The organism is Flavobacterium sp. MK4S-17 (assembly GCF_009848495.1).
In the GTDB taxonomy this organism is placed as follows: Bacteria; Bacteroidota; Bacteroidia; order Flavobacteriales; family Flavobacteriaceae; genus Flavobacterium.
In genome coordinates this window covers 98,047-124,842 of the sequence record NZ_WWEP01000021.1, presented here as the reverse complement: position 1 = coordinate 124,842, position 26,796 = coordinate 98,047, and the positions used below count along the sequence as shown (strand labels likewise).

The following is a 26,796-nucleotide window of genomic DNA, read 5'->3' as shown; positions in this document are numbered from 1 at the left end:
TTAGCTTTATAAGCTATTTGCCTATTTCACTAAAAACAAATCCTATTTGCTCCAGCTTCTGGCCTTCTAAAATATTACGCCCGTCAAATACAAAAGCAGGCTTTTTCATGTTGTCATAAATTCTTTGCCAGTCATATTGCTTAAACTCATCCCATTCGGTAAGTATGGCAATTGCGTGCGCATCCCGGCAGGCCTCATAAGGGTCGGTATAAACCGTTACATTTTCCCTGTTTGCATCAGCAGGCCTTGTACCTAAATAATCCAGGTCCCTGTAAATAGTGCCTTTTTCTACCTTGGGGTCATATACCGCAATATTTGCCTGCTCAAAAAGTAAATCGTCAGCTACATAAATTGCAGCTGACTCCCTTGTGTCATTCGTATCTTTTTTGAATGCCCAGCCCAAAAAAGCTATTTTTTTTCCTGAAACAGTATTGTATAATGTCCTTACAATATTAGATGCAAAACGCCTCTTCTGGTGGTCATTCATTATAATAACCTGCTCCCAGTAATCGGCCACTTCATGCAGTCCGTAGGATTTTGCTATATATACAAGGTTAAGGATGTCCTTTTGAAAGCATGAGCCTCCAAAACCTACCGAAGCTTTAAGGAATTTTGGGCCAATACGGCTATCCATCCCGATAGCTTTCGCCACTTCATTAACATCGGCTCCCGTTTTTTCACACAACTCAGAAATAGCATTTATTGAAGATACCCTTTGGGCTAAAAATGCATTCGCTGTTAATTTGGAAAGCTCAGATGACCACACATTAGTAGTCAATATATTTTCGCGTGGTATCCAGTTTGCATAAACCTCAACAAGCGCCTCTATTGCTTCCTGCCCTTCCTTTGTTGTGTCGCCGCCTATAAGCACCCTGTCAGGATTAAGTAAATCCTGTACAGCTGTACCTTCTGCTAAAAATTCCGGATTAGAAAGTATCTGGTATTGTACCCCGTTCCCTGTATTATCGAGAATATCTTTAATAGCCTGTGCTGTCCTTACAGGTAATGTAGATTTTTCAACTACAATTTTATCATTTTTGGCAACTGCGGCAATCTGCCTTGCACACAACTCAATATATTTTAAATCGGCGGCTTTGCCTTTACCAAGGCCGTATGTTTTTGTAGGTGTGTTTACCGATATAAATATCATTTGAGCTTCATCAATAGCCTTTTCTACATCTGTAGAAAAAAACAGGTTCCTTCCCCTTGCCGACGCAACTATATCGGCCAAGCCTGGTTCATATACCGGAAGGTTATCCAGATTTTCATCATTCCAGTCTGCTATCCTCTGCTCATTTATATCAACAATGGTAACTTTTATATCCGGACATTTATGTGCAATAACTGCCATTGTTGGACCCCCAACATATCCGGCACCTATACAACATATATTTTTTATCCTCATTCTTTTTGCTCTTATCAGAAGGTTATAATTTACCGTCTGCCTTATTTCCTAAAATACCTTTCACATCATAAACTATGCTCTTCTCTTTTTTCAGCGAAGAAAGGTCTGTATCTAAAAACTCCTTATGCGCCACCCCTAAAACAATAGCATCAAACTTCTCTTGAGGAAGTTCATTAATGGTATTTAAACCATACTCATGTTCAACTTCCGCAGGGTTTGCCCATGGATCATAAATAGTAATATCAATCCCATACTCTTTTAAGGCCTTAACTACGTCTACAATTTTGGTGTTCCTTACATCGGGGCAGTTTTCCTTAAAAGTAATTCCTAACATCAATAACTTAGAGCCATTAACTATAACTCCTTTTTTAATCATCAGCTTAACAACCTGCGAAGCTACATACTCTCCCATACTGTCATTAAGCCTTCGCCCAGCCAGTATAATTTCAGGATGATAGCCAACTTCCTGCGCCTTTTGTGCCAGGTAGTATGGGTCAACACCTATACAGTGCCCACCTACCAGTCCCGGCTTAAACGGAAGGAAATTCCACTTAGTACCGGCAGCTTCTAGAACTGCATGCGTATCAATATTCATACAGTTAAATATCTTCGAAAGCTCATTTACAAAAGCAATATTTATATCGCGCTGTGAATTTTCTATTACCTTGGCCGCTTCAGCTACTTTTATAGTAGGCGCAAGGTGAGTACCCGCAGTAATAACAGACTTATATAAGTTATTCACCTTTTCACCCACTTCAGGCGTTGAGCCTGCGGTTACTTTTAATATTTTTTCAACAGTGTGTTCTTTATCACCCGGGTTAATCCTTTCCGGCGAATAACCGGCAAAAAAGTCTTCATTAAATTTTAGTCCACTTATCCTTTCAAGTACCGGTACACATTCTTCTTCAGTAACACCCGGGTAAACTGTAGATTCATAAATAACAATATCGCCTTTTTTTAGTACCCTGCCTACGGTTTCGCTTGATTTATAAAGGGGTGTTAAGTCCGGCCTGTTGTTTTTATCAACAGGTGTCGGCACAGTAACAACATAGTAATCACAATCCCTTATATCATCAATATTTGTAGAACAATACAGCCCGTTCCCGGAATTAGGATTGTTAACTAATACTGACTGGAGAAGCTCATCTTCCACCTCCAGTGTGCTGTCTTTACCTGAATTTAATTCGTCAACACGTGATTTATTGATATCAAATCCAATTACGGGGTACTTTGTAGCAAAAAGCCTTGCCAGAGGCAGACCCACATAACCTAATCCTATTACTGCAATTTTCATATATTGAATATATAAGTTACTTTATTATTTTAAATTTTCCCAATACCACTTAACCGCTTGCTTAAGCCCTTCCTGCATTGAATATTTTGGCTTATAACCTAACAGTTTTTTAGCTTTGTCTATACTTGCCAATGAGTGAGGAATATCCCCGGCCCTGTTGGGGCCGTAAATTACCTCAACCTCTTTTATAGCGTTATCAAATTCAGATAAATATAATTTAAGGCTGCTTACAAGATCGTTTAATGTGGTACGGTCACCAAATGCTGTGTTATAAACTGTATTTACAGCTTCCGGATTTTCCGAAAGCATTGCAAGTTCGTTCATTTGCACCACATTGTCAATATAGGTAAAATCCCTGGAGTAATTCCCGTCTCCGTTAATTACAGGGCTTTCATGCTTCATGAATTGCATAACAAATTTTGGTATAACAGCAGCATAGGCACCATTGGGATCCTGCCTCCTGCCAAACACATTAAAATAGCGTAACCCTATAGTTTCTATACCATAGGTTTTACTGAAAATTTCAGCATACAGCTCATTTACATATTTAGTTATTGCATAAGGAGACAATGGCTTGCCTATTTTATCTTCAACTTTGGGCAATGCCTCAGAATCTCCGTAAGTTGATGAACTGGCAGCATATATAAATCTTTTAACTCCTTCATCCCTTGCTGCTACCAGCATGTTTAAAAAACCGCTGATATTAACATCATTACTGGTTATGGGATCAGCTATAGAGCGGGGTACCGAACCTAATGCCGCCTGGTGTAAAACATATTGCACCCCTTTAACCGATTTTCTGCAATCATCCATATTGCGGATATCGCCTTCTATAAGTGTAAAATCAGGGTTTGACAACAAATGCTGAATATTTTTGCGGTGGCCTGTTGCAAAATTATCAAGGCACACTACCTTATATTCTTTATTTATAAAATGGTCGCACAGGTTAGAGCCTATAAATCCTGCACCGCCTGTTATAAGAATTGTAGCTGGCATTAAGTTGTTTTGTTTTATGCGTGCAAATATATATACTAATATTTTAACAAAGTATTATTTATATGTTTACTTAACTTTTTTTTGTCTTTTTTACTTACACCTTTAATATTCAGATTAATAATACTTAACTGTTATTAAATGTTTTACGGTTGTAAATTACAAAGATAATTACCTGCTGAGCGAATTTTCAAAAGGCACCCTGTGCAATATGCTCCTGCCCAGTGTTACTTCATCTGCAAATTCAAGTTCATCGCCTATAGCTACTCCCCGCGCTATGGCAGAAATAACCACGCCGGTATCTTTAATTTGCTTGTAAATATAAAAATTAGTCGTGTCGCCTTCCATAGTAGAGCTAAGTGCAAATATTAATTCCTTAATGGTTCCCTGCCTTACTTTTTCAACAAGCGTTGCAATATTAAGCTGGCCAGGCCCTATACCGTCAATAGGAGATATTTTACCTCCCAGCACATAATAGCTGCCTTTAAAAAAACCTGTATTTTCTATAGCCATTACATCCCTTATATCTTCCACAACACATATAACAGTTTTATCACGCAATGGGTTAAGGCAAATTTCGCACACATCAGCATCAGAAACATTGTGGCATTCCCTACAATATTTAATATCCTGCCGCATAGCCTTTAATGCACCCGAAAGCTGCACTGTCTGTTCTTCAGGCTGCCTTAACAGGTGCAATGCAAGCCGTAATGCCGTACGCTTGCCTATACCGGGTAATTGTGAAATTTCTGCTACTGCTTTTTCAAGCAACTTTGATGACATTTCCATATATGCAAATGTACTAAACACAAAATGTATAATAAGGCATATGTTTAAATTTCAATTAAATTTACTTGCTTTGTAAAAAACATTTCATGCAGCCCATAACCATACTTTCTATAATCATACTATATTTTGGAGTCTTAATACTCATTTCCCGCATTGTAAGTAAAAAAGACAGCGGTAACGATGCTTTTTTTAAAGCCAATAAAAATTCCAAATGGTATCTTGTAGCCTTCGGCATGATTGGTACTGCCCTTTCTGGCGTCACTTTTATATCGGTACCCGGCGAAGTGGGCTCCCCAAATGGCGAACAGTTTAAATATTTCCAGTTTATTTTAGGCAATGCCATTGGGTTTGTAATAATTGCCAAAGTACTGCTTCCTCTTTACTATAAAATGAACCTTACCTCCATTTATGGATATATAGAGGAAAGAATGGGATATTACAGCTATAAGACAGCCGCCATGATATTCCTTATAAGCAGGACAATAGGCTCTGCATTTCGTTTATATCTTGTTGTTATAGTATTGCAGCGGTATGTTTTTGATGCTTTTGGCATACCGTTTTGGGTAACTGTTTTAATTTCGCTGCTGCTTATTTTTGCCTATACTTATAAAGGCGGACTCAAAACAATAATCATTACCGATACATTACAGACATTTTTTCTTGTATCCTCGGTGTTTTTTACTATATGGTTTATATGCAGCAGCCTTAACCTTAGCCTGCCGGAAGCTTTTGAAACAGTAAAAAACAGCAGTTACTCCAAAATATTTTTCTTTGAAGATTTTATAGGAAGCCGCTACCATTTTGTAAAACAGGTGTTGGGAGGAATATTTGTTACCATAGCCATGGTGGGGCTGGACCAGGATTTAATGCAGAAAAACCTTAGCTGCAAAAATATAGGCGAAGCACAAAAAAACATGTTTACGTTTACAGGTATTTTTGTAGTTATCAACCTGTTTTTCCTGGGGGTTGGAGCGTTATTGTATATATATGCCAATAATAACGGTATTGCCATACCGGCTGATGCTTCAGGAACGCCGAGAACCGATTTGCTTTTCCCTGAAATTGCTTTTAAGCACCTTACTATAATCCCTTCGGTTATTTTCCTGCTGGGGCTAACAGCAGCAACCTTTGCCACAACCGATTCTGCACTTACTGCACTAACCACCTCTTTTTGCGTAGACTTTCTTGGCATGGACAAGCAAACCAATGCGCAACGCCCCAATATGGTAAGGACAAGGCACTGGGTTCATATCTCCTTTTCGTTCCTGATGTTTTTGGTAATTATAGTATTTAATGCTATTAATGATGCTTCGGTGGTAAGCATGATTTTTCGCATAGCATCCTATACGTATGGCCCATTGTTAGGGTTGTATTCTTTCGGGCTGCTATTAAAAAGCAGGAATGTAAATGATAAGCTTGTACCATTCATCTGCCTTGCCTCCCCTTTTATAACATTATTTATCAGCCTTAACTCTTCCTTACTTTTTGGCGATTATGTATTCGACAATGAATTAATTGTAATAAACGGACTGATTACTTTCCTTTTATTGTGGGTAACAGGCAAAAAAAGCACTAATACTGGTTTGTTGAAAGCATAACCAAAGTACAGCCCACTTCCACCTCAATATTATTCTCCCTTAAAAGCGCATAAAGCTCCGGGTTTTCAGTTCCCGGGTTAAAAATAACACGCTTGGGCTTTAAGCTTATAATATAATTATAATATTGTTTTTGGTTCATAGGGTTAAGGTATAGTGTAACGGTGTCCACATTTTCAAAAGGCACCTGTTCCCTCTCTATTTTTACCCCGTCAAGGTTATCCTCTTTTTTGCCCACAGCCACTACAGGATGACCGTATCGTTGCAGCATCCTGATTGCTTTATACGCATAGCGTGTCGGCTCTGTAGAAGCTCCCATTACCAGTGTTTTCTTTTCTGTACTCATAAAACCTTTTTTTATAAAGTTAGCCAATACATGTTATATAAAAGGCATATTTAGGCAATCTATAACATTATTCCTTATAACTAAAATTGGCAGGGAGCATATCGCCTACTTTAAGTTCGCCCAGATAACCACCAAAAACCACTCCGTCAATAGGAAAGAAAAGGCCATCTTTATCTATATAAAAATAACCGTTACTGCAAATAATAAATGATTGTTCCTTTTTATCGCGCAATATGGTGTACCGGGTAGTGGCAAATTTATTAACAGGTAGCTGCCTGCCGCCTGCCATTACAATATTTGATTTTTTCTCAGGCAGTACAAGGTTTACTTTTTTATAATCCAACGTATCCTTAACCTTGAAATAGTTTGCAGGATAAACGGGAAATTTATCAATATAAAGCTGGTATTTTTCATTTTCCCAGTTTCCCGAGGCAACTGTTTTCATAAAATGTACCTGAGAGCCTGTATAGGCTGTATTCCTTTTCCTTATGGGAGGCTTACCGCCGGAAATATCAGTAAAGAAAGTTCCCCCGGCAAAAAAAGAGCTTTCAAGGTACGCGTCAGAAAGTGTGGTGGTATTATAATTAAGTGTAAATTCTGTAAGGTCGAACGTTATATTATACTGTAGCTGCTTATTTACAATACGGAGCGGGCTTGCAGACCATGCTTTTAACTGGTTGGTTCCTGCATCATAATAAATTTTTATAGCATCTTCATTTTCTATACGGCAGGATTTGGCATATTTTGATGTCCCCAAAAAATGCTTCCTGAAAGCTTTTAGCATCTGCCGCCTGGAAAATAATTCCCGGCCTTTGTTTATAACCACCTCATCAAGGGTAATAACATTTTCCTTCAGCATTATTTTTATAGGCTTATCATAGCTGAAAGGATTTTCTACCCTAAACAGTTCATAACCCACATAACTAACAACAAGTGGTGCATTAATCTTTTCGGGCATAGTAAGCATAAAAAAACCTCGGGCATCTGTGCTTACTGCATAGGTAGTACCATCAATATAAACAAAAGCCCCTTCCAGGGGGAAATTTTCTTTACTGTCATATATATAGCCCGAAACCTGCTGTGCAAAACACCCCAAAGTAAAAAAGAAAACAAATACACATACAATGGTTTTCATAACAGCTAATATAGCAAAAAGGCAGCCATTACAGCCGCCTTTTATTGAATCAATGAAAAAACAATTACTTACTTTTATCCTTTACTTCTATACCCAAAGCCAATACATTAGGGAGGTATTTATCCGGAAATCCGTTATGTACTGTAATTTTATATTTGCCTTTTGTCAGTGCAATACCTTCTTTTAAATCTACCCTTAAATCACATATATCCCCCATACATTCCGACATGGTTTTACCCGATGAATCTTTGAGTTGCAGGTTAAGATAAATTTCACCAACAGTGCCATCAGGGTTTGTAATGGTAACCATAAGCGGTACATTTTGATACTGCGGGTCTATTATATGTGAAAATAACAATTCAATATCTGCGGAAGCAATATCTTTTTTCACCTCAAACTCAAAAGTTTTGGCATCATTCATTTGCCACCGGTTATCGCTGAAATTTTTTAATGTTTCTGAAAAAACAGTGGTTTTCTCACATGATGAGAAAGCTATCAGTACAAAGAATAGTAGAAGTCTTTTCATATACCAAACCTTTAAAAGTTATATAATCAATAATACAATAAAAGTAAACTGTTCGCAATTATAGATGCACCACAAACAAATATAGTTAATTTTTTAACAATTTAAATAATAAACTATACTAATTTGTACGATAAAACATATTAAGTATCTTTATCTTAACAAAAACAATATGCATGGAGTTATTTATATACATTTTTGCAGCCTTATTTTCAGTTATCAATCCGTTAGGCGCCGTACCTATATTTGTAGGGCTTACACAGAACGACAGTAAAGCGGAACGCTCCCGGATTTCGCTCTGGGCTGCTATTAATGTTTTTATTATATTATTGATTTCATTTTTTGTCGGGCAGTATGTCCTGGCATTTTTTGGGATAAGTATAGATGCATTGCGTATAGCTGGAGGGTTTATAATAGTAAATTCAGGATTTTCCCTGCTAACCGGTAAGTTTAGCAAAACCCGGGGTATTAATAAGGAAGTTGAAAATGATGCCCAAAAGCGTAATGATATAGCGCTTACACCCCTTGCCATACCTATGCTTGCAGGGCCCGGTTCCATATCATTGTTAATAGCTCTGTATCAGGAATATGCCGAGGTTTACCAGCAGGTAACGGCATGCCTTGCCATGGCAGCAGTAGCCATAGTTATATTTTTGGTTATGCGTAGCGCCCATTACCTATCGCGCATACTGGGGGCATCGGGCATAGTAGCTATTTCAAGGGTGATTGGCTTTATAGTAATTGCCATTGGTGTGGAATATATAAGCAGTTCTATTGTAAATATATTGCAGACTATAGATTTTAAATAAAAAAAAATCCGCCAATGGCGGATTTTATGCTTTGGCAAAACCTACGGCAACTGTATTGTTGGTTTGCAGGTCTATAAGTATAAAAGCCCCGTTATTCCTGTTATCCTCAAAAGCATCAAGAAAAACGGGTGAGGCAGTTTTTAATGCTACCGTGGCTATATCGTTAAGGTGGAGGCTTGCAGCATCTTTAAGTTCTTTAGGGTTTTCGGGCGGTATCAGCGCATGTATGGCTTCAAGTTTGCATAATGCTGTACGGCAACCGGCCTGTAAAAGATATTTGCCGCCTGGCAGTGCCTGCTTTTCATCCATCCATACAAGTGTTGACCTAATATTTTTTTGTAAAAGATTTTCGTTTTGCTCCTTAACCAGCATCATTCCCCTGCTTATATCAATATCATTTTCAAGGCGCAGTTGTACTGATTCCCCCTCTACGACCTGGGCAGGTGTAGCTGTAAATTTGCGTATTTCAGCAACTCTGGAGGTTAAACCCGAAGGCAGAGCGGTAACAATATCTCCCACTGCTATTGCTCCGCTTATAATTCTGCCTGAGTAAGACCTGTAATCTTTAAATTCTTTATTCTGTACATGCATTACCTGCTGTACATCCATTCTGAATATGTTGTTTTCGGTATTTCGCGGTTTAATGCCGTGAAGCACTCCAGATAGCGTTGCCCCTGAATACCAGGGCATATTAAGCGAACTGTTTACAATATTATCTCCTTTAAGCGAACTTACTGGTAAAATAAAAATTTCAGGCTTATACTCAAAATCTCCTGTCATTTTATTGATATCGGTAGCTATTTTAAGGAAAACATCCTCACTGTAGTTAACCAGGTCCATTTTGTTAATACAGAAAACAACCGCTTTAAGCCGCAAAAGGTTGCTTATAAAATAATGCCTGTGGGTTTGCTCCTGCAAACCTTTACGGGCATCAACCAGTATAATTGAAACCTCAGAGTTTGATGCCCCGGTTACCATGTTTCGTGTATATTCCACATGGCCAGGGCTATCGGCAATAATAAATTTACGGGTGGTCGATGAAAAGTAAATATGCGCCACGTCAATAGTAATACCCTGCTCCCTTTCAGCTATAAGCCCATCGGTTATAACAGAAAAATCAAGGTCATCCAGCCCTTTTTCTTTTGTTTTCCTTACAATAAGTTCTTCCTGCTCGATAGTCAGTGCATGGCTGTCATTCAAAAACCTCCCTATAAGCGTGCTTTTACCATCATCAACACTGCCTGCCGTATTTATGCGTAATAAATCCATAATTTAAAAGTATCCCCCTTTCTTTCTTTGTTCCAAGGCCGCTTCCGAGCGTTTATCATCCATACGCGCACCCCTTTCCGAAGATTTAGAAGCTTTATTTTCATACATTATATCTTCAATTTCAGATGCTTCCGAAAGGAAAGCCGCGGTACAGGTCATATCTCCTACTGTCCTGAAGCGCACAGTTGCTTCTGTAATTTCATCTGTATCTACAAGGTTCAGGTATCCGGAATAGGCAAGGTAAGCCCCATCCCTTTTTACCAGTTTGCGCCTGTGGGCAAAATATATGGAAGGCAGGCCAATACCTTCCTGTTTTATATAATTCCACACATCTTCCTCTGTCCAGTTACTTATAGGGAAAGCCCTTACATTTTCCCCAAAGTGTATTTTACCGTTAAGTATATTAAACAGCTCAGGACGTTGCTTTTTGGCATCCCACTGCCCAAAATCATCCCGCACTGAAAAAATGCGTTCCTTTGCCCTTGATTTTTCTTCATCCCTCCTTGCACCACCCATGCAGGCATCAAACCCAAACTCTTCAATAGCGTCTAACAGAGTTACTGTTTGCAATGCATTACGGCTGGCATATTTGCCGGTTTCTTCCTGCACTTTTTTTTGGTTTATGCTGTCCTGTACATAACGCACAATAAGTTCAACACCCAATTCATTAACCAACTGATCCCGAAACTTTATTGTTTCAGGGAAATTATGCCCGGTATCTATGTGCAGGAATGGGAAAGGTATCTTACCGGGATAAAAGGCTTTTTGTGCCAGCCTTGCCAGCGTTATGGAATCTTTACCCCCTGAAAACAGCAGCACAGGCTTTTGAAACTGTGCAGCCACTTCGCGTATTATGTAAATACTTTCATCTTCCAGCATTTGCAGGTGTGATTGTGTATGCTTTGTCATATTAATAATTTTTATCTGAATGAATGTGCAGCCCGCATTCCTTTTTGCCATTTTCCCACCACCAGCGCCCGGCCCTGAAATCCTCTCCCGGTAAAAGCGCACGTGTGCAGGGTGCGCAGCCTATACTTAAATAGCCTTTTTTATAAAGGCTGCTCACAGGTATTTTATTCATAGTGGTTAATTGCTCCACCTCCTGTAGAGTATAGTGCAGTAATGGGTTGTATTTTACTAACCGGTTGGCATCATCCCATTCAAGGTACTGCATTCCCTCACGGTTGGGTGACTGCTCTGCCCGCAATCCTGTTATCCATAATGATGCCCCGCTTATGGCACGCTGCAAAGGCTTAACCTTCCTTATACAACAGCACTGTTTGCGTTTTTCAATACTGTCATAAAAGCCATTTATACCATTTTGGTTTGCATACTGCCTGACATCTTCCTCCTCCGGGAAATAAGTCTGTATTTTTAATGAGGGGTATTTACTCTGGGTTTTATGGAATACTTCGTAGGTTTCATTAAACTGCCTACCTGTATCAAGTGTAAAAATGCTAACCTCATCAGCGTGCGGTGCTATATAATGCGTAAGCAACTGGTCTTCTATACCAAAGGATGTTGAAAACACTTTTTTACCTTCGGTGTTTTTAAGCACAAAGGCAATTGCACTGCTAAGAGGTAAATCTTCAAGTGCCTTATTCAGGTAGTTCAGTTTGTGCTTCTCCATCTTTCCTTGTTATTTTAGCCCATGCCCTTTCGTGCAAAAAGTACAATACCATTTTTGAAAACACTTCCAGTCCGCCTATAGAGACAGCAATTGTTGCATTACCTGTAAGTATAAATGATATAATCATGGTATCAATAGTACCTACAATGCGCCAGGTAACCGCCTTAATGGCAGATATCTTAGGACTGTCTTTAATAGAAACGCCTTTACCCGGCTTTATCAAGTCCATCATAATAATGGTTGTTTTGTATTTTTTTCAAATATACTATTACTCTATAGATTTTATAGACTATTATAATAAATTTTTTTTCAGGCAAATGCAAGGTCATGCAACGAACGCTGCTGTAACAGGTTTAACGTATTATCCCTAACCTGCGCCATAAAGTGGTTCAGGCTGCATGCCTGCTCATCGGGGCAGTCATCGCATGGCTCATAAAAATTAAGGCTTACACAGGGCAGCATTGCTATAGGGCCGTCCAAAACCCTGATTAAGGTTGCCACAGTAACGGTTTTAGGGTCTTTCATTAAATAATAGCCTCCACCCTTACCTTTTTTTGAGCCTAAAACCCCAAACTTTTTAAGGTCGAGCAATATTGCTTCAAGAAATTTTTTTGGAATCCGTTCTTTTTCTGAAATATCTGAAATAAGGACAGGCCCAAATCCATCCTGCTTTGCAATATAGATAAGGGCCTTTAATCCGTATTTTGTTTTTTTTGAAAGCATAGGCTGCTATTGTTTTTGCAGGAACACCTCAGCCATCATGCATCGGGCGCTACCGCCCCCGCAAGCCTCAATAATATCAAGGTTGGCAGAAAGTATTTCTGTGTGTTTTTCAAGTTTTGCTACCTGCTCCGCAGTAAGGCTTTGGTATGCCGAAGCACTCATAACAAGATAACTTTTATTGTTGCTGCCCTTTACCTGAAGCATATTGCCCGCAAAATGGTTAAGCTGCTCCTCTGTCAGCAATATTACTTCCTTTCCATCTTCCCTAAGGCTGGAAAGCACCATTTTACGTTCCTTTTTATCATCTATACAGTCCGCACAAATCACAGCAAAAGTTTCGCCGATACACATCATCACGTTGGTATGGTAAATGTGCATGCGCTCACCATTTACCGTTTGGAAAGCTTCAAATATTATTGGGGTAAACTCAAAGTCTTCGCAAAATTCAATCAGCAGCTCTTCATCTGCCCGTGGTGAAAGTGCACAATAGGCTTTGCCGTTTGCCCTGTCAAGAACAATACTTCCCGTACCCTCTAAAAAAATGCCTTCTTCCTCAGCACTGGTATAATCTATAATATTTTCAATGGCAAAGCCTTTATCCTCCAGCAGTTCAAGTATGTCTTCCCTACGCTCGCTGCGGCGGTTTTCGGCAAACATAGGGTACAATGCCACATCGCCGTTTTGATGAAAAGATACCCAGTTATTGGGGAAAACAGAATCAGGCGTATCGGGCGATACAGTATCCTCAACCACTATAACATTTACACCCACCGACTCCAGCTTTTGCACAAACGCATCAAACTCCTGCTGTGCCTTTGCATTAACCGTTTCTGGCAAAAGGTTATCCAGCACCTTTTGGTAATAATTGTTTACAGCCGTTTGCTCATTCATCCTGAAGGCAACAGGCCTTATCATTAATATAGTATCCGTAATTTGTTTCATATCCTTAAAATTATTCCCTTATTAATGGCAGGGTTGAACAACGCAGCAATCCTTCCTGTTTTGCAATCTCGGCATAAGGCACCTCTTCCACAATAAAATCATGTTTAAGCAGCCAGTTTTTTAGCCTGTGGAAACCTTTTTCAATTACTACCACATTGGTATCTATAGAAAAGAAATTAGATGTCATGTTATACATCTCTTCCCTTTCTATATGGAAAAGGTTTTCCCTGCCGAATAAATTTACAAGGTACATATAATCAGCTTCCTCGCGGAAACCACTTTTATAAATTACTCCTTTATTTTTTCCTACGGGCTGAAAGCAGCAGTCAAGGTGCAGAGCATTATCACGCGGCTCAATCCTTGACTTTACAAGGTCGAATTCCTTTACAGTTTTATGCGGAAATAATTGCTTTATATAATTAACACCGTGCATATTGGTGCGTGCCGTAATATAGTCTTTATAATCGCTGCCTTTGTATGTACCTATAAAAATATGGTCATCCCAAAGCATTACATCTCCCCCTTCAATATGCACTTCTTCGGGTGGGCGAACCACTTTTGCAGGGTCAATCTGGTCAATCACATATTGTATGGCTTCCAGTTCGCGCTCCCTGTCAGGCAATATGTTTGCTTTTATAAAAATATCATCTATAACAAAGCCTATATCCCTGCTGAATATCTGGTTGTAATCCTTTATAATTTCAGGACGGTAAACTTTTACATTATATTTTTCAAAAACAGCATTCAACGCCTCCATTTCTTTAACCATATCCTCCTCTACAGGATAAGTACCAGCCATTATATGTTCCAGCGATTTTGGGTCGTATGCCTCATGAGCCTGCGGAGTTGGGCCATTGCTTTCGGCTGTGCCCAGTATTACTGCCTTTAATTTTGATGTTTCGTTTTTTACATTTAATTGCAACATGGCGTTTGGCTTTTTGGCAAATATAAAAAATGCCCCTTAATAATATACAATCCTAACATTATAACTTATTAGCTGACAATTATAAAAATTATTAAAGGCAATATTTGGTTTTGTTATATAATCTTCAATTTAGGATGATAAAAAAACCCGGCAATAACTACCGGGTTTAAATTTATAAAGGCTGAAATTTATCTTTCATTTATCGGTTTAAACTCCCTTAACGGGCTGCCGGTATAAATTTGCCTTGGCCTGCCTATAGGTTCTTTGTTTACACGCATTTCTTTCCACTGCGCAATCCAGCCAGGAAGCCTTCCTATGGCAAACAATACGGTAAACATTTCTGTTGGTATACCCATTGACCTGTATATAATTCCTGAATAGAAATCTACGTTAGGGTAAAGATTCCTTGATTTAAAATACTCGTCCTGCAAAGCTGCTTCTTCAAGCTTCTTAGCTATTGAAAGTACAGGGTCGTCAACACCAAGGTCGTTTAGCACTTCATCGGCTGCCTTCTTAATGATTTTTGCCCTCGGGTCAAAGTTTTTATATACCCTGTGCCCAAAGCCCATAAGTCGGAACGGATCTTCTTTATCTTTAGCTTTGGCAAGGTATTTCTCAACATCACCACCGTCTTTTTGTATTGCCTCAAGCATTTCAAGCACAGCCTGGTTGGCACCGCCATGAAGCGGCCCCCATAATGCCGATACACCTGCCGAAATTGAGGCAAACAGGCCAGCGTGAGATGAGCCCACCATCCTTACTGTAGATGTAGAGCAGTTTTGTTCATGGTCGGCATGCAGTATAAACAATTTATCCAGCGCATTAACCACAACAGGGTTGGCTTTGTATGGCCCTGTAGGTAATGCAAACATAAGCTGCATAAAGTTTTCTACATAGCTCTTTGTGTTATCATAGTAATTTAACGGATAGCCCATTGCCTTCCTGTATGTCCAGGTAGCGATAACAAGGAATTTAGCCATAGTTTTACATACAGCCTCATACATTTCCTTATCATTGGCTACATTAACCGATTTTGGGTTAAAAGCCGTAAGGGCACTTGTTAATGATGCCAAAACTCCCATTGGGTGGGCAGTTTTAGGGAAACCGTCAATAATATTTTTCATTTCCTCATGAACAAGGGTATATTTCCTTATATCATTTTCAAACTTTTCAAGTTGCGAGGAAGTTGGCAGTTCGCCAAAAACCAAAAGGTAGGAAACTTCAAGAAAATCAGATTTTTCAGCAAGGTCTTCAATAGAGTAGCCCCTGTAGCGAAGTATCCCTTTTTCGCCATCAAGGAATGTTATTTCGCTTTTGCATGAACCTGAATTTTTATAACCGGGATCCATTGTAATCGCGCCGGTTTCTCCGCGTAATTTATCAATATCAATGGCAACTTCATCTTCAGTCCCCACAATCAAGGGAAACTCATATTTTTTGCCATCAAATTCCAATATTGCAGTTTTTGACATGATAATAGTAAAGATTATTACGTTTAAAAATATATTCCTGCGAATTTAGTGAATTACAATTTATTTATAAAGAAAATTACTTATTAAAATAGTTAATTAAGCATATAATAAACAAAAGTCAGCACAATGAAATGCTGACTTTTGCCAAATGTTTAAAAAATTAATATCTATCTGTAATTACTTCTTTACAAGCTTCTCTACTTTAGTACCCTTGCCAGTAATTACCTTAATAAAATAAATACCTGCCGCCCTGCCTGAAATATCAATTTCAGCTTCAGTATTATTTATTACAGAAGTTTGCAGCAGCCTGCCCTGAACATCAAACAGCTGTATAGTATTAACGGTAAAATCTGCAGTAATGATAACATGGCCTTCGGCCGGGTTAGGATACACCTTAACAGAGCTATCCAGGTTATAATCATTCCTGCCCAGCGTTTCAAACAAAGTGGTTGCTTCGTTAGTTTCCACAGGATAATTATAATCAAAATAAATGTTGGCACGGTTGGCTACCTGGCTGCCAGCCGTAAGGCTGTTTTTAGATTTTACCTTAAACAGTATATTACCATGCTCGGCAGCATTAAGGTTAATGCTTTTAAAAATAAACTCCACAACATTTCCCCTCACCCTGGCTTCCATCCCGTGCGAAGTATTCAATATCTGCAAGCTGCCCACATTATACTGGGTTTCGTCAAACTCATGTTTTACAACTACAAAATCAGCAGCGGCAGTACCGGTATTTTCAAAATTAACTATATAATGCAGGTATTTGCCAATAGCTTCGGCAGGTGCTGTACTCCCTTCAAGGCACACAATATTATTAGGATCGGCAGAATTTACAACTACCTGATTTAAAATATAAATGTTATCATCCGGCATTTCGTCAGCACCTATTGAGGCAGTAGCTGTAAACGGCAATATATCGCCTGCATTAACAGGTGGATTTTCCACCTGGCTGTTTACATTAAGCGTCATGGTTATTTCCCTGCTTTCAAAAGGCTGTAACCCGTTAAAATTCCATGAATAACTGCCCACACCGGCTATATCGGCAGAGGGAACCATACTGACAAACTCGAGTAATGAATAGTCCCATAAGCAATTTATATTTCCTGAAAGCACCTGGTTACCCTTATTTTTATACACAATTTTATATACTGCATCAAAACCGGGCCTTGCAGCTACCACCGGCACCATTACCACTTCAATATCAGGGTTTACACCTGTAGCAGTAATACAAAAATCCTGCAACGATTCAGAGTTATCAGCCGCTGGAAAGTTAACCATTGCCATAGCCGGGGCTGCAGTAAAATAATCTTCTTCAAATTCCGGTGTTAATGTAAAATTACCTGCTCCGGTATAAAAAGCATACGCTCCCAAACCGTCGGAAAATGCTGAGCCTGACTGCGTGCCATCGTCAAGTGTTACCTTAATGTACTTGCGCGGCGCATCGCCTGTATCGCATCCGTTATTATCAGCATCAAAAGTAAGCTTGCCTTTAATGGTATTATAGCTGCCGCCGGGAACAAATGAGCAGTAGGCATTAACATTTATATTCTCGCCCAAATCATCCAGCGATTGTTGTACTGATTCCACATCTTCATCGTCCACGCATAAATAAACAAGATTAGGATTTAATGCCACACCCACCTGGCTTTCAGAATTTCCGTTTTTTAGGTTTACCGATACAAGGTTATTGTTATTGGTGCACAGCAAACCTTCAAAGTTTGGCGAATTGCTTAAATCCAGCGATACTATATTGGTTTGTATGCAAACCAACTGAACTAAATTAGGCAGGTTTTCAGTACTTAATGATGTAAGCGGGTTTGATGTGCAAAATAATTTATAAAGGTTAGGCGAAAGCTGCACACCGGTTAACTGATTACCTGCACAATCCAGCAATTCCAACACGGGCAGCATGGATACATCAAGCGCATTTAAGTTATTTGTTGAGCAGTCCAGTGATTTAAGGTTAAGGAATGCTTCAATACCCTGTAAGGAAGCTATTGATGCATTGGAAACATTTAACCCTATTACTGCCAAGGCTTCCGTTTCCTCTATTTGGTTATTGCCGTTCACATCAATAATTATAGGGTTATCATTACTATCCTTAGCCACACCATTGGAAGCATTAGCAGAAAGCAGCTTGTTTTTAAAGTAAACATCGGGTATGTTTACTACCTGCGCCAAAGCAAGTGCAGGTAAAAAAAGTAAAATAAAAAGTAATTTTTTTTTCATAACGTTTTAATTGATGATTTTATAATGATTTAAGCAATTCCTGCAGGCGTTCCTTTTTACGCTGCGATATAGGCAAATGGCTGTTGTCAGCCATTACGGCATATCCGCCATCTTTTTTTATGTAGGATTTTAAATAGGCAAGGTTGATAAGGTGCGACTGGTGTATGCGTTCAAAACCCTGCTCCGAAAGCAGGTCCTCATATTCCTTTAAGGTTTTTGCTATTAACACCGGCTTATTATTTTTTATATAAAACTTGGTGTAATTATCCTGTGATTCGCATCTTATAATATCGCTCACATCAAACAGGTGGATGCCGTCTGAAGTGGAAAGTGCAATGCGCTTAAACTTATCTACCTTTTTTCTGATGTTTTCCAGAAGCAGGTCTATATGGGCATAAGTACCTGAACCGGTTACCACCTTTTTAATCTTCTCTATAACCTTGGCCAAATCTTCCGGGTCAACCGGCTTTAGGAGATAATCCAGTGCACTGAAACGAAAAGCCTTTACGGCATACTGCTCATGCGCAGTAATAAAGACTACATTAAACGAAAGGCTTCCCCGCTTTTGCATTAACTGCTCCAGTATATCGAATCCTGTACCGTCTCCAAGCTGTATATCAAGGAAAACAACATCAGGCTGAAAATGCTCTATGGCTTTAATACCGTTTTTAACGCTGTCCGCCTCGCCCAATATATTAATATCCGGCGCATATCGTGCCAGCAGCCCTTTCATGCCGTTTCTCAGGTTTAAATCGTCGTCTATTAGTAATGCTGTTATCATAATTAATTGGTTGCAAACTGAACGGGCAGGTTAAGCACAATACGCGTACCTGAAGGCCTGCCTGCTTCATCAGTAATTTCTTTTATTTCAACATGTGAGGCTTTTGCTGTAAATGCCTGTATTACCTCAAGCCTCTTTCTTGTAATATCCAGTGCCATAGATTTGTGTACAGTTACACTGTTTTCTTTCATTTCTTTTGATTTGGCAAAACCAATCCCATTATCGGTAACAGTGCAAACCAACTTATCATTTACCAGTGAGAAATTGATGACGATACTGCCTTTCTCTTTTTTAGGCACTATACCATGTATGATGGCATTTTCTACAAAAGGTTGCAAAAGCAGGGGTGGTATGGCCATATCATCTTCAATAGCCGAGTCTTTGGTTATTGTAAAATCAAACATTTTATTAAAGCGGAGCTGCTCCAGTTCCAGGTAATTTTGCAAGCCTTCAATTTCCTTATCGATTGGGATAAGCGACTCTTTAGAATATTCAAGGGTAAGCCGCATTAACTTGGAAAATTTTGAAAGGTATTTTATAGCCGAATCGGTTCCGTTTTGTACTATAAAGCTGGAAATTGACCCCAGGCAGTTAAATACAAAATGAGGGTTCATTTGCAGGTGCAGTGCCTTTTGCTCATACTCGGCAAGGTCTTTTTGCAGTGTAAGTGTTTTTTTAAGCTGTAGCCTGTTATAAATAACAAAAGCCAGCCCAAACAGCAAAATGGCAAAAAGCCCCGTAAAAAGTGTCTGCTGCCTGTGCCTTTTAGATTGCTCTATATACACAGCCTCCCGTTTTTCATTTTCAGCTTTTTGCAATTCGGCTTTGCGCTCCATTTCAAAGTTCATTTCCTCGCGTACAAGGTTTTTTATATTTTCAGCATTATTAATGCTATCCTTAGCTGCTGTATAAAGTTTATAGTGCTTTAGTGCCCCGGCAAAATCCCCCTGGCTTTCATAAATACTACTGATACTTTTTTCCGATTCCTTAACCTGTTCCAGCACCCCTATACGGGCAGCCATATCAACCGATTGTTTCAGGAATACCAACGCTTCTTCATTTTTATGCTGCCCTGCGTAAAGCTGCCCTAAAAAAGCCATTGATGCCGAAGCCCCGTAATCTTCTCCTGAAACCCGGAAAATTTCAAGTGCCTTTTTATAATTTTTTTCAGCAAGCTGTGTGTCGCCCGTTTTTTTGTAGTAATTACCAAAGCTGTTATACAGTTCAGCTTCTCCCCTTTTATTTTCATGCTTCTTAAAAAACTCCTCAGCACTTTTATATGATTTCAGTGCTTTATCATTATCACCATTAAGGAAATATATATTACCTATGTTGGTAATAGTAACGCCCGAAGTATTATCTGCTGTTTTTTGCTGAAGCTGCAATGCTTTATTGAAATATTGCAGGGCCTTGGTATATTCCTTCTGCGTTTTATAAACTATACCAATATTATTGTAAGCTGTAGCTAAAATTTCATCTTCTCCTGCTTCACGGTATATTTTTATTGCCTTAAAATAATATTCCAGTGCTTTGGCATAATTGTTTTGTTCTGAAAACACTATACCTATACTGCCATAAGCCCTTGCAAGGCCGCTCATAATTTCTTCAGAGGGATTACCGGCTTTTTTTATGCCTTCATAAATATCCTGGGCATTGGTAAAGCTCTTTAATGCTTCGGTATAACGGCTCATCATAATATTGGCATTCCCCATATTGAGCCATGAACAGGCCTCTCCTTCCTTTAGTTTTTTAAGCTGTGCCAGTTTTAGCCCCTTTTGGGCATACTGCATCATTAAGGCAGGATTATTTTCAATATATTCTGACGCTATTGCATTATACAACTCTACTTTTTTGGCATCGCTTCCTGCTTTGCCGAGCTCAGTAAAAAGGCTGTCGGTAATTTTGTTTTGCGAAAAAGCGCTTTGGCAAAAACAAAACACAAGCAATAATAACTTTAATGCTTTCATAAACTGCAAATTATGTTAAACAAATGTATTATATCTGGTTTAACATTTAACTTCTTATTGAGAATTAATGCAGTTTGATTTAGAATTTGAAAAAACAAAGGCTGCCAACAGGCAGCCTTTGTTTTTTATAGTTAAGCGCTATATTATCTTTTTACTTTAAAAGCTTTTTCTTTAGGGAAATAAGCAACTTCGCCTAATTCTTCCTCAATCCTGAGCAGTTGGTTATACTTAGCCATACGGTCAGAGCGTGATGCAGAACCTGTTTTAATCTGCCCGCAATTTAATGCAACGGCAAGGTCGGCAATAGTATTATCCTCGGTTTCACCGGAACGGTGCGACATTACGGAAGTATATCCTGCATTATGCGCCATATTTACGGCCGCAATAGTTTCGGTAAGTGTGCCTATCTGGTTTACTTTAATAAGTATTGAATTGGCAATATCCTGTTCAATACCCCTTGAAAGGCGTTCAACGTTGGTAACAAACAAGTCGTCACCCACAAGCTGAACTTTGTTGCCTATCTTTTCTGTAAGATACTTCCAGCCTTCCCAGTCATCCTCATACATACCGTCCTCAATAGAAATTATAGGATACTTTTCTGCAAGTTCTGCAAGGTAATCTGCCTGCTCTTTAGAGTTCCTTATGCTGCCGGTTTCACCCTCAAATTTAGTGTAGTCATATTTCCCGTTTACATAAAATTCAGAAGCTGCACAGTCAAGCGCAATCATAACTTCCTCACCAAATTTGTAGCCGGCATTTTCTACAGCTTTTTTAATGGTATCAAGTGCATCTTCTGTACCTTCAAAAGTAGGTGCAAAACCACCTTCATCGCCCACCGCCGTACTTAAGCCACGGTCATGCAGCACTTTTTTAAGGTTATGAAAAATTTCTGTACCAATCTGCATAGCGTGGGTAAAGTTATTTGCTTTTACAGGCATAATCATAAATTCCTGGAAAGCAATAGGAGCATCTGAATGCGAGCCACCGTTAATAATATTCATCATTGGCACAGGCAGTGTATTACCCGAAACACCGCCCACATAACGGTATAAAGGCAGGCCAAGTTCATTAGCTGCGGCCTTAGCCACTGCAAGCGATACGCCAAGGATAGCATTGGCTCCAAGCTTTGACTTGTTTGCAGTGCCATCCAGTTCTATCATTAGTTTATCTATAGCATTTTGTTCAAAAACCGACATTCCCACAACCTCTGCAGCAATAGCAGTATTTACATTTTCAACTGCTTTGCCAACACCTTTACCCATATAGGCTTTTCCTCCGTCGCGCAATTCAACAGCTTCATGCTCACCTGTAGATGCACCTGAAGGTACAGCTGCCCTTCCCAATACGCCATTTTCGGTAATAACATCAACTTCTACTGTAGGATTTCCGCGCGAATCCAATATTTGCCTTGCATGTACTTTAATAATAATACTCATCGGTTTTAATTTAATAATTTAAGGTTGACTTTTTTGTTTAAATAACAAATTTATAGAATTTAAAATTCGAAATGTTTTAAAATTCAAAAACTTATAAACGCAAACGTTTTAGAAAACAAGACTTTATGCTTTTTGTTTACTTTTTTCAATGTTGGCAATAAACTGGTCAAATAAATAACCGGCATCATGCGGGCCAGGGCTTGCTTCAGGGTGGTACTGCACCGAAAAACAATTTTTATTTTTCATGCGCATCCCAGCCACGGTGCCATCATTAACATGCTCGTGTGTTATTTCAAACTCAGGATTTTTTTCAAGCTCCTCCCTCCTTACGGCAAATCCATGATTTTGGGAGGTTATCTCTCCTTCCCCTGTAAGTATATTGCGCACCGGGTGGTTAATACCCCTGTGGCCGTTAAACATTTTGTAGGTAGGTATCCCGTTTGCGAGTGCCAATACTTGGTGCCCAAGGCAAATACCAAATACAGGCTCATCTTTTTCCAGTATGCGACGTGCCGTTTCCTGTGCCACTAAAAGCGGTGCAGGATCCCCAGGCCCATTAGATAAAAAATAACCGTCAGGATTAAAGCTCTTTAAATCTTCGTAACTCGAATCATAAGGAAAAACCTTAATATAACAATCCCTCTTTACAAGGTTGCGCAATATATTCTTCTTAATTCCTAAGTCCAGTGCAGATATTTTATATTTAGCGTCTGGATTACCCATAAAGTAAGGCTCTGTAGTAGAAACCTTAGAAGAAAGCTCCAGCCCCTTCATATCCGGCACCTGTGCCAACTGCTTCCTTAGTTCTTCTATAGATGTACCGTCTGTAGAAATTGCGGCATTCATAGCGCCATTATCCCTGATATAGCTAACAAGGGCACGGGTATCTACATCTGAAATGGCAACAAGGTTATATTTATCAAAATATTCCTTTAAGCCATTTGTTGAATTTGTCCTTGAATGGTTAAAGCTAAAGTTTTTACAAACAAGTCCTGATATCATTATTTTATCGGCTTCAATCTCCTCATCGTTAGTACCGTAGTTGCCAATATGTGCATTAGATGCCACCATAATTTGGCCAAAATACGATGGGTCAGTAAAAATTTCCTGGTATCCTGTCATACCGGTATTATAGCATACCTCCCCAAAAACAGTACCCTCAATGCCTATTGATTTTCCGTAAAAAATTGTACCGTCAGCTAAAAGTAGTATTGCTTGTTTCCTGTTAGAATATTTCATGTAGTGTTGTGTTGTTGTGGTTGCAAATTTACTTTAAAAAAATGTTTTACTGAAATTTTGCGCAGTGCATTACAAAAAGCCAAAAAAAAAGGACAAACCGTTAAGTTTATCCTTTTTAATATTATTGAAAAATCAGTTGCTTCATGATTATTCAGTAGCTTCTTTATTTTCTTCAGTTTCAGCAGCCGGAGCCTCTTTAGCCGGTGCAGCCTCAGCAGCAGGAGCAGTTTCAGCTTTTTTAGCAGACCTGCTACGGCGTGTAGATTTTTTAGCTTCTTTCTTAGTAACGTTGTATAGTTCGTTAAAGTCCACAAGCTCAATCATAGCCATATCTGCGTTGTCACCAAGACGGTTACCAAGCTTAATGATACGTGTATATCCGCCCGGACGGTCGCCCACCTTGGCAGCTACTTCCCTAAAAAGTTCGGTAACGGCATATTTGTTACGAAGGTAAGCAAATACAATACGCCTGTTGTGTGTTGTATCTTCTTTAGATTTTGTTACAAGTGGCTCAATAAACTGTTTTAGCGCTTTAGCTTTGGCAACAGTTGTATTAATACGCTTGTGCTCTATAAGTGAGCAAGCCATATTGGCAAGCATAGATTTCCTATGCCCCCTTTGCCTGCTTAAATGATTTATTTTTTTTCCGTGTCTCATTGCTTCTGTAATTTAAACCGAATACGGTTCAGATTATTCTTTATCTAATTTATATTTCGTTAAATCCATTCCGAAGTGTAAATTTTTAGAGGCAACAAGCTCATCAAGCTCAGTTAATGATTTTTTACCAAAGTTACGGAACTTCATTAAGTCATTTTTATTGAACGATACTAAATCTCCTAATGTATCAACTTCAGCCGCTTTTAAACAATTTAATGCCCTAACGGAAAGATCCATGTCAACAAGCTTTGTTTTAAGAAGCTGCCTCATGTGCAATGATTCCTCATCGTATGATTCCGTTTGTGCTATTTCATCGGCCTCCAGTGTTATCCTTTCATCAGAGAACAGCATAAAGTGGTGTATAAGTGTTTTTGCTGCCTCTGTAAGCGCATCTTTAGGGTGAATAGAACCGTCGGTAATAATTTCGAATACAAGTTTCTCGTAGTCGGTTTTTTGTTCCACACGGAAGTTCTCTATTGTATATTTTACATTCTTTACAGGAGTAAAGATTGAATCTGTAAAAATAGTCCCTATAGCCGCATTTTGCTTTTTGTTTTCTTCAGCCGGTACATAACCCCTTCCTTTTTCAATAGTTAGTTCAAGGTTAATGTTAATCTTGCTGTCCATGTTACAAATAACAAGTTCAGGATTTAATACCTGGAAACCGGAGATGAACTTTTGGAAATCGCCTGCAGTCAGCTGGTCATTTCCTGAAAAAGATACGGTAACCGATTCGTTATCTATATCCTCTATCTGGCGCTTAAAGCGAACCTGTTTTAAGTTCAGTATAATTTCTGTAACATCTTCAACAACCCCGGGTATTGTAGAGAACTCATGGTCTACTCCTTCAATACGTACTGAAGTTATTGCATAACCTTCCAGTGAAGAAAGCAAAACTCTTCTAAGTGCATTACCAACAGTCAAACCATAACCGGGCTCCAGTGGACGGAATTCAAATTTCCCCACGAAATCCGTAGAATCGACCATTATAACTTTATCGGGCTTTTGAAAATTAAATATTGCCATATTTCGACTAATGTCAATTATTATTTGTTATACAACTCAACGATTAGTTGTTCTTTGATGTTTTCCGGAATTTGTATCCTGGCAGGTACAGAAACAAAAGTACCTTCTTTAGTATCGTTGTTCCAGGTTATCCACTCATATACCTGAGATGAATTAGATAAAGAGCGCTCAATAGCATCTAGTGATTTTGATTTTTCGCGCACAGAAACTTTATCTCCGGGCTTAAGGTGGTATGAAGGAATGTTTACCACTTCGCCATTAACTGTAATGTGCCTATGGGAAACTATTTGCCTTGCAGCCCTTCTTGAAGGGGCAATACCCATCCTGTAAACAACATTGTCAAGCCTCGCTTCACAAAGTTGTAAAAGCACTTCACCTGTTACACCTTTGGTAGCAGCGGCTTTTTCATACAGGTTCCTGAATTGCTTTTCAAGGATACCGTAAGTATATTTTGCTTTTTGCTTTTCCATTAACTGGATAGCATATTCAGATTTTTTACCCCTTTTCTTTGCAAGGCCGTGTTGCCCTGGAGGGTAATTTCTTTTTTCGAAGGCTTTATCGTCTCCGAAAATCGCCTCACCAAATTTACGGGCGATTTTAGTTTGTGGACCAGTATATCTTGCCATTTTAAAAAATTAATGACAGGGGATTATGAATTCAGGTCATCCTCCGATAATCCTTTTATCCTGTCGTGATTATACTATAAAAAAATTAAACTCTTCTTCTTTTTGGAGGGCGGCATCCGTTGTGTGGTAGCGGAGTTACATCAATAATTTCAGTAACTTCAATTCCTCCGTTGTGGATAGACCTGATGGCAGATTCCCTACCGTTACCAGGACCTTTAACGTAAACTTTCACCTTTTTAAGGCCAGCCTCAAGAGCAACTTTGCTGCAATCTTCAGCAGCCATCTGCGCAGCATATGGAGTGTTCTTTTTAGAACCCCTGAAACCCATTTTACCTGCAGAAGACCAAGAGATAACTTCACCTTTCTTGTTAGTTAAAGAAATGATGATGTTATTGAATGTTGCGTTAATATGAGCTTCGCCTGTAGACTCTACAACAACTTTACGTTTTTTTGTACTCGCTTTAGCCATACTACTTACTTATTATTTAGTTGCTTTTTTCTTGTTAGCAACAGTTTTTCTCTTACCTTTTCTTGTCCTGGAGTTATTTTTAGTGCGTTGCCCCCTTAATGGAAGGCCAGCTCTGTGGCGGATACCCCTGTAGCATCCAATATCCATTAAACGCTTAATGTTAAGCTGGATTTCAGAACGCAACTCTCCTTCAATCTTGAAGTAAGAAACTGCATCACGAATTGCACTGATGTCATCATCATTCCAATCCTGTACTTTTTTATCTTCGCTAACCTGGGCTTTTGCAAGTATTTCCTGCGCCCTGCTTTTTCCTATACCAAAGATATAGGTTAAAGCAATAACTCCTCTTTTATTTTTAGGTATATCTACCCCTGCAATTCTTGCCATAATTATCCTTGTCTTTGTTTAAATCTAGGATTCTTTTTATTAATTACATATAATCTGCCTTTTCTGCGTACAATTATGCAATCGGCACTTCTTTTCTTAACTGATGCTCTTACTTTCATTTTAATA

28 protein-coding genes are annotated in these 26,796 nt (G+C 39.0%); 2 read left to right on the top strand and 26 right to left on the bottom strand.

Annotated features, from left to right (window positions below; genetic code table 11):
* Positions 1 to 13 precede the first annotated feature (13 nt).
* The 4 genes from GSF09_RS08800 to recR all read right to left on the bottom strand — a co-directional run bounded on the left by GSF09_RS08800 (position 14) and on the right by recR (position 4,481).
* Positions 14 to 1,405: a UDP-glucose 6-dehydrogenase gene (locus GSF09_RS08800; RefSeq protein WP_159800574.1), complete on the bottom strand. Its 1,392-nt coding sequence runs from the start codon at positions 1,403 to 1,405 to the stop codon at positions 14 to 16.
* A 22-nt stretch (positions 1,406 to 1,427) separates the two neighbouring features.
* Positions 1,428 to 2,699 (bottom strand): nucleotide sugar dehydrogenase, encoded by a 1,272-nt coding sequence (locus GSF09_RS08795; RefSeq protein ID WP_159800573.1) that lies wholly within the window; start codon positions 2,697 to 2,699, stop codon positions 1,428 to 1,430.
* Positions 2,700 to 2,723: 24 nt separating this feature from the next.
* A complete protein-coding gene (locus tag GSF09_RS08790; RefSeq protein ID WP_159800572.1) occupies positions 2,724 to 3,695 on the bottom strand; it encodes an SDR family oxidoreductase in 972 nt (323 codons plus the stop codon).
* 168 nt (positions 3,696 to 3,863) lie between these two features.
* Positions 3,864 to 4,481 carry a recombination mediator RecR gene (gene recR, locus GSF09_RS08785; RefSeq protein ID WP_159800571.1) on the bottom strand — a complete coding sequence of 206 codons (618 nt, stop codon included), beginning with the start codon at positions 4,479 to 4,481 and terminating at the stop codon, positions 3,864 to 3,866.
* An 86-nt stretch (positions 4,482 to 4,567) separates the two neighbouring features.
* Between recR and GSF09_RS08780 the strand changes: the two genes are divergently transcribed.
* Positions 4,568 to 6,079 carry a sodium:solute symporter gene (locus tag GSF09_RS08780; protein WP_159800570.1) on the top strand — a complete coding sequence of 504 codons (1,512 nt, stop codon included), beginning with the start codon at positions 4,568 to 4,570 and terminating at the stop codon, positions 6,077 to 6,079.
* Here the strand turns inward: GSF09_RS08780 and GSF09_RS08775 are convergent.
* The 3 genes from GSF09_RS08775 to GSF09_RS08765 all read right to left on the bottom strand — a co-directional run bounded on the left by GSF09_RS08775 (position 6,054) and on the right by GSF09_RS08765 (position 8,083).
* On the bottom strand, positions 6,054 to 6,422 hold the full coding sequence (locus tag GSF09_RS08775; RefSeq protein ID WP_159800569.1) for a CoA-binding protein: 369 nt from the start codon (positions 6,420 to 6,422) through the stop codon (positions 6,054 to 6,056). The two genes, GSF09_RS08780 and GSF09_RS08775, sit on opposite strands and share 26 nt — an antisense overlap.
* Positions 6,423 to 6,489: 67 nt before the next feature.
* Positions 6,490 to 7,557 carry a carboxypeptidase-like regulatory domain-containing protein gene (locus GSF09_RS08770; RefSeq protein ID WP_159800568.1) on the bottom strand — a complete coding sequence of 356 codons (1,068 nt, stop codon included), beginning with the start codon at positions 7,555 to 7,557 and terminating at the stop codon, positions 6,490 to 6,492.
* Between the two features lie 64 nt (positions 7,558 to 7,621).
* Positions 7,622 to 8,083, bottom strand: a complete 462-nt coding sequence (locus GSF09_RS08765) for a gliding motility lipoprotein GldH (RefSeq protein WP_159800567.1) — start codon at positions 8,081 to 8,083, stop codon at positions 7,622 to 7,624.
* A 173-nt stretch (positions 8,084 to 8,256) separates the two neighbouring features.
* On the opposite strand from GSF09_RS08765, the gene GSF09_RS08760 reads away from it, so the two are divergent.
* Positions 8,257 to 8,889: a MarC family NAAT transporter gene (locus GSF09_RS08760; protein WP_159800566.1), complete on the top strand. Its 633-nt coding sequence runs from the start codon at positions 8,257 to 8,259 to the stop codon at positions 8,887 to 8,889.
* A 24-nt stretch (positions 8,890 to 8,913) separates the two neighbouring features.
* Here GSF09_RS08760 and GSF09_RS08755 read toward each other — a convergent pair whose 3' ends face one another.
* The 19 genes from GSF09_RS08755 to ykgO form a co-directional block, all read right to left on the bottom strand.
* Complete coding sequence (locus GSF09_RS08755; RefSeq protein WP_159800565.1) at positions 8,914 to 10,158, bottom strand: sulfate adenylyltransferase subunit 1; 1,245 nt, start codon at positions 10,156 to 10,158, stop codon at positions 8,914 to 8,916.
* Positions 10,159 to 10,161: 3 nt separating this feature from the next.
* Positions 10,162 to 11,067, bottom strand: a complete 906-nt coding sequence (cysD, locus tag GSF09_RS08750) for a sulfate adenylyltransferase subunit CysD (RefSeq protein WP_159800564.1) — start codon at positions 11,065 to 11,067, stop codon at positions 10,162 to 10,164.
* Between the two features lies 1 nt (position 11,068).
* On the bottom strand, positions 11,069 to 11,788 hold the full coding sequence (locus GSF09_RS08745) for a phosphoadenylyl-sulfate reductase (RefSeq protein ID WP_159800563.1): 720 nt from the start codon (positions 11,786 to 11,788) through the stop codon (positions 11,069 to 11,071).
* Positions 11,757 to 12,020, bottom strand: a complete 264-nt coding sequence (locus tag GSF09_RS08740; RefSeq protein WP_201309338.1) for a DUF2061 domain-containing protein — start codon at positions 12,018 to 12,020, stop codon at positions 11,757 to 11,759. Before GSF09_RS08740 ends, GSF09_RS08745 begins: the two co-directional genes overlap by 32 nt.
* A gap of 77 nt (positions 12,021 to 12,097) precedes the next feature.
* On the bottom strand, positions 12,098 to 12,511 hold the full coding sequence (locus GSF09_RS08735) for an Rrf2 family transcriptional regulator (RefSeq protein ID WP_159800562.1): 414 nt from the start codon (positions 12,509 to 12,511) through the stop codon (positions 12,098 to 12,100).
* Positions 12,512 to 12,517: 6 nt separating this feature from the next.
* Positions 12,518 to 13,453, bottom strand: a complete 936-nt coding sequence (gene ctlX / locus GSF09_RS08730) for a citrulline utilization hydrolase CtlX (protein ID WP_159800561.1) — start codon at positions 13,451 to 13,453, stop codon at positions 12,518 to 12,520.
* A gap of 10 nt (positions 13,454 to 13,463) precedes the next feature.
* Positions 13,464 to 14,378, bottom strand: a complete 915-nt coding sequence (locus GSF09_RS08725) for a dimethylarginine dimethylaminohydrolase family protein (protein WP_159800560.1) — start codon at positions 14,376 to 14,378, stop codon at positions 13,464 to 13,466.
* 188 nt (positions 14,379 to 14,566) lie between these two features.
* On the bottom strand, positions 14,567 to 15,850 hold the full coding sequence (locus GSF09_RS08720) for a citrate synthase (protein ID WP_159800559.1): 1,284 nt from the start codon (positions 15,848 to 15,850) through the stop codon (positions 14,567 to 14,569).
* A 177-nt stretch (positions 15,851 to 16,027) separates the two neighbouring features.
* Entirely contained in the window at positions 16,028 to 18,082 is a 2,055-nt protein-coding gene (locus GSF09_RS08715) for a T9SS type A sorting domain-containing protein (protein WP_159800558.1), read from the bottom strand.
* 19 nt (positions 18,083 to 18,101) lie between these two features.
* A complete protein-coding gene (locus GSF09_RS08710) occupies positions 18,102 to 18,863 on the bottom strand; it encodes a LytTR family DNA-binding domain-containing protein (RefSeq protein ID WP_159800557.1) in 762 nt (253 codons plus the stop codon).
* 2 nt (positions 18,864 to 18,865) lie between these two features.
* Positions 18,866 to 20,830, bottom strand: a complete 1,965-nt coding sequence (locus GSF09_RS08705) for a tetratricopeptide repeat protein (protein WP_159800556.1) — start codon at positions 20,828 to 20,830, stop codon at positions 18,866 to 18,868.
* 143 nt (positions 20,831 to 20,973) lie between these two features.
* On the bottom strand, positions 20,974 to 22,266 hold the full coding sequence (gene eno, locus GSF09_RS08700; protein WP_159800555.1) for a phosphopyruvate hydratase: 1,293 nt from the start codon (positions 22,264 to 22,266) through the stop codon (positions 20,974 to 20,976).
* Positions 22,267 to 22,389: 123 nt separating this feature from the next.
* On the bottom strand, positions 22,390 to 23,505 hold the full coding sequence (gene carA / locus GSF09_RS08695; protein ID WP_159800554.1) for a glutamine-hydrolyzing carbamoyl-phosphate synthase small subunit: 1,116 nt from the start codon (positions 23,503 to 23,505) through the stop codon (positions 22,390 to 22,392).
* Between the two features lie 147 nt (positions 23,506 to 23,652).
* The gene (gene rplQ / locus GSF09_RS08690; RefSeq protein WP_159800553.1) at positions 23,653 to 24,162 is read right to left on the bottom strand and encodes a 50S ribosomal protein L17; all 510 of its coding nucleotides are present in this window, start codon (positions 24,160 to 24,162) and stop codon (positions 23,653 to 23,655) included.
* Between the two features lie 33 nt (positions 24,163 to 24,195).
* Positions 24,196 to 25,188: a DNA-directed RNA polymerase subunit alpha gene (locus GSF09_RS08685; protein WP_159800552.1), complete on the bottom strand. Its 993-nt coding sequence runs from the start codon at positions 25,186 to 25,188 to the stop codon at positions 24,196 to 24,198.
* A gap of 20 nt (positions 25,189 to 25,208) precedes the next feature.
* On the bottom strand, positions 25,209 to 25,814 hold the full coding sequence (gene rpsD / locus GSF09_RS08680) for a 30S ribosomal protein S4 (RefSeq protein ID WP_159800551.1): 606 nt from the start codon (positions 25,812 to 25,814) through the stop codon (positions 25,209 to 25,211).
* Between the two features lie 85 nt (positions 25,815 to 25,899).
* The gene (gene rpsK / locus GSF09_RS08675) at positions 25,900 to 26,283 is read right to left on the bottom strand and encodes a 30S ribosomal protein S11 (RefSeq protein ID WP_159800550.1); all 384 of its coding nucleotides are present in this window, start codon (positions 26,281 to 26,283) and stop codon (positions 25,900 to 25,902) included.
* A gap of 12 nt (positions 26,284 to 26,295) precedes the next feature.
* Positions 26,296 to 26,670: a 30S ribosomal protein S13 gene (rpsM, locus tag GSF09_RS08670; protein ID WP_159800549.1), complete on the bottom strand. Its 375-nt coding sequence runs from the start codon at positions 26,668 to 26,670 to the stop codon at positions 26,296 to 26,298.
* Between the two features lie 2 nt (positions 26,671 to 26,672).
* Entirely contained in the window at positions 26,673 to 26,789 is a 117-nt protein-coding gene (gene ykgO / locus GSF09_RS08665; protein ID WP_074961360.1) for a type B 50S ribosomal protein L36, read from the bottom strand.
* Between the last annotated feature and the right edge of the window lie 7 nt (positions 26,790 to 26,796).

Bases quoted from the DNA above. Each gene is read 5' to 3' on its own strand.
- GSF09_RS08800 (WP_159800574.1), bottom strand. From the start codon at position 1,405: ATGAGGATAAAAAATATATGTTGTATAGGTGCCGGATATGTTGGGGGT.
- GSF09_RS08795 (WP_159800573.1), bottom strand. From the start codon at position 2,699: ATGAAAATTGCAGTAATAGGATTAGGTTATGTGGGTCTGCCTCTGGCA.
- GSF09_RS08790 (WP_159800572.1), bottom strand. From the start codon at position 3,695: ATGCCAGCTACAATTCTTATAACAGGCGGTGCAGGATTTATAGGCTCT.
- recR (WP_159800571.1), bottom strand. From the start codon at position 4,481: ATGGAAATGTCATCAAAGTTGCTTGAAAAAGCAGTAGCAGAAATTTCA.
- GSF09_RS08780 (WP_159800570.1), top strand. From the start codon at position 4,568: ATGCAGCCCATAACCATACTTTCTATAATCATACTATATTTTGGAGTC.
- GSF09_RS08775 (WP_159800569.1), bottom strand. From the start codon at position 6,422: ATGAGTACAGAAAAGAAAACACTGGTAATGGGAGCTTCTACAGAGCCG.
- GSF09_RS08770 (WP_159800568.1), bottom strand. From the start codon at position 7,557: ATGAAAACCATTGTATGTGTATTTGTTTTCTTTTTTACTTTGGGGTGT.
- GSF09_RS08765 (WP_159800567.1), bottom strand. From the start codon at position 8,083: ATGAAAAGACTTCTACTATTCTTTGTACTGATAGCTTTCTCATCATGT.
- GSF09_RS08760 (WP_159800566.1), top strand. From the start codon at position 8,257: ATGGAGTTATTTATATACATTTTTGCAGCCTTATTTTCAGTTATCAAT.
- GSF09_RS08755 (WP_159800565.1), bottom strand. From the start codon at position 10,158: ATGGATTTATTACGCATAAATACGGCAGGCAGTGTTGATGATGGTAAA.
- cysD (WP_159800564.1), bottom strand. From the start codon at position 11,067: ATGACAAAGCATACACAATCACACCTGCAAATGCTGGAAGATGAAAGT.
- GSF09_RS08745 (WP_159800563.1), bottom strand. From the start codon at position 11,788: ATGGAGAAGCACAAACTGAACTACCTGAATAAGGCACTTGAAGATTTA.
- GSF09_RS08740 (WP_201309338.1), bottom strand. From the start codon at position 12,020: ATGATGGACTTGATAAAGCCGGGTAAAGGCGTTTCTATTAAAGACAGT.
- GSF09_RS08735 (WP_159800562.1), bottom strand. From the start codon at position 12,511: ATGCTTTCAAAAAAAACAAAATACGGATTAAAGGCCCTTATCTATATT.
- ctlX (WP_159800561.1), bottom strand. From the start codon at position 13,453: ATGAAACAAATTACGGATACTATATTAATGATAAGGCCTGTTGCCTTC.
- GSF09_RS08725 (WP_159800560.1), bottom strand. From the start codon at position 14,378: ATGTTGCAATTAAATGTAAAAAACGAAACATCAAAATTAAAGGCAGTA.
- GSF09_RS08720 (WP_159800559.1), bottom strand. From the start codon at position 15,850: ATGTCAAAAACTGCAATATTGGAATTTGATGGCAAAAAATATGAGTTT.
- GSF09_RS08715 (WP_159800558.1), bottom strand. From the start codon at position 18,082: ATGAAAAAAAAATTACTTTTTATTTTACTTTTTTTACCTGCACTTGCT.
- GSF09_RS08710 (WP_159800557.1), bottom strand. From the start codon at position 18,863: ATGATAACAGCATTACTAATAGACGACGATTTAAACCTGAGAAACGGC.
- GSF09_RS08705 (WP_159800556.1), bottom strand. From the start codon at position 20,830: ATGAAAGCATTAAAGTTATTATTGCTTGTGTTTTGTTTTTGCCAAAGC.
- eno (WP_159800555.1), bottom strand. From the start codon at position 22,266: ATGAGTATTATTATTAAAGTACATGCAAGGCAAATATTGGATTCGCGC.
- carA (WP_159800554.1), bottom strand. From the start codon at position 23,505: ATGAAATATTCTAACAGGAAACAAGCAATACTACTTTTAGCTGACGGT.
- rplQ (WP_159800553.1), bottom strand. From the start codon at position 24,162: ATGAGACACGGAAAAAAAATAAATCATTTAAGCAGGCAAAGGGGGCAT.
- GSF09_RS08685 (WP_159800552.1), bottom strand. From the start codon at position 25,188: ATGGCAATATTTAATTTTCAAAAGCCCGATAAAGTTATAATGGTCGAT.
- rpsD (WP_159800551.1), bottom strand. From the start codon at position 25,814: ATGGCAAGATATACTGGTCCACAAACTAAAATCGCCCGTAAATTTGGT.
- rpsK (WP_159800550.1), bottom strand. From the start codon at position 26,283: ATGGCTAAAGCGAGTACAAAAAAACGTAAAGTTGTTGTAGAGTCTACA.
- rpsM (WP_159800549.1), bottom strand. From the start codon at position 26,670: ATGGCAAGAATTGCAGGGGTAGATATACCTAAAAATAAAAGAGGAGTT.
- ykgO (WP_074961360.1), bottom strand. From the start codon at position 26,789: ATGAAAGTAAGAGCATCAGTTAAGAAAAGAAGTGCCGATTGCATAATT.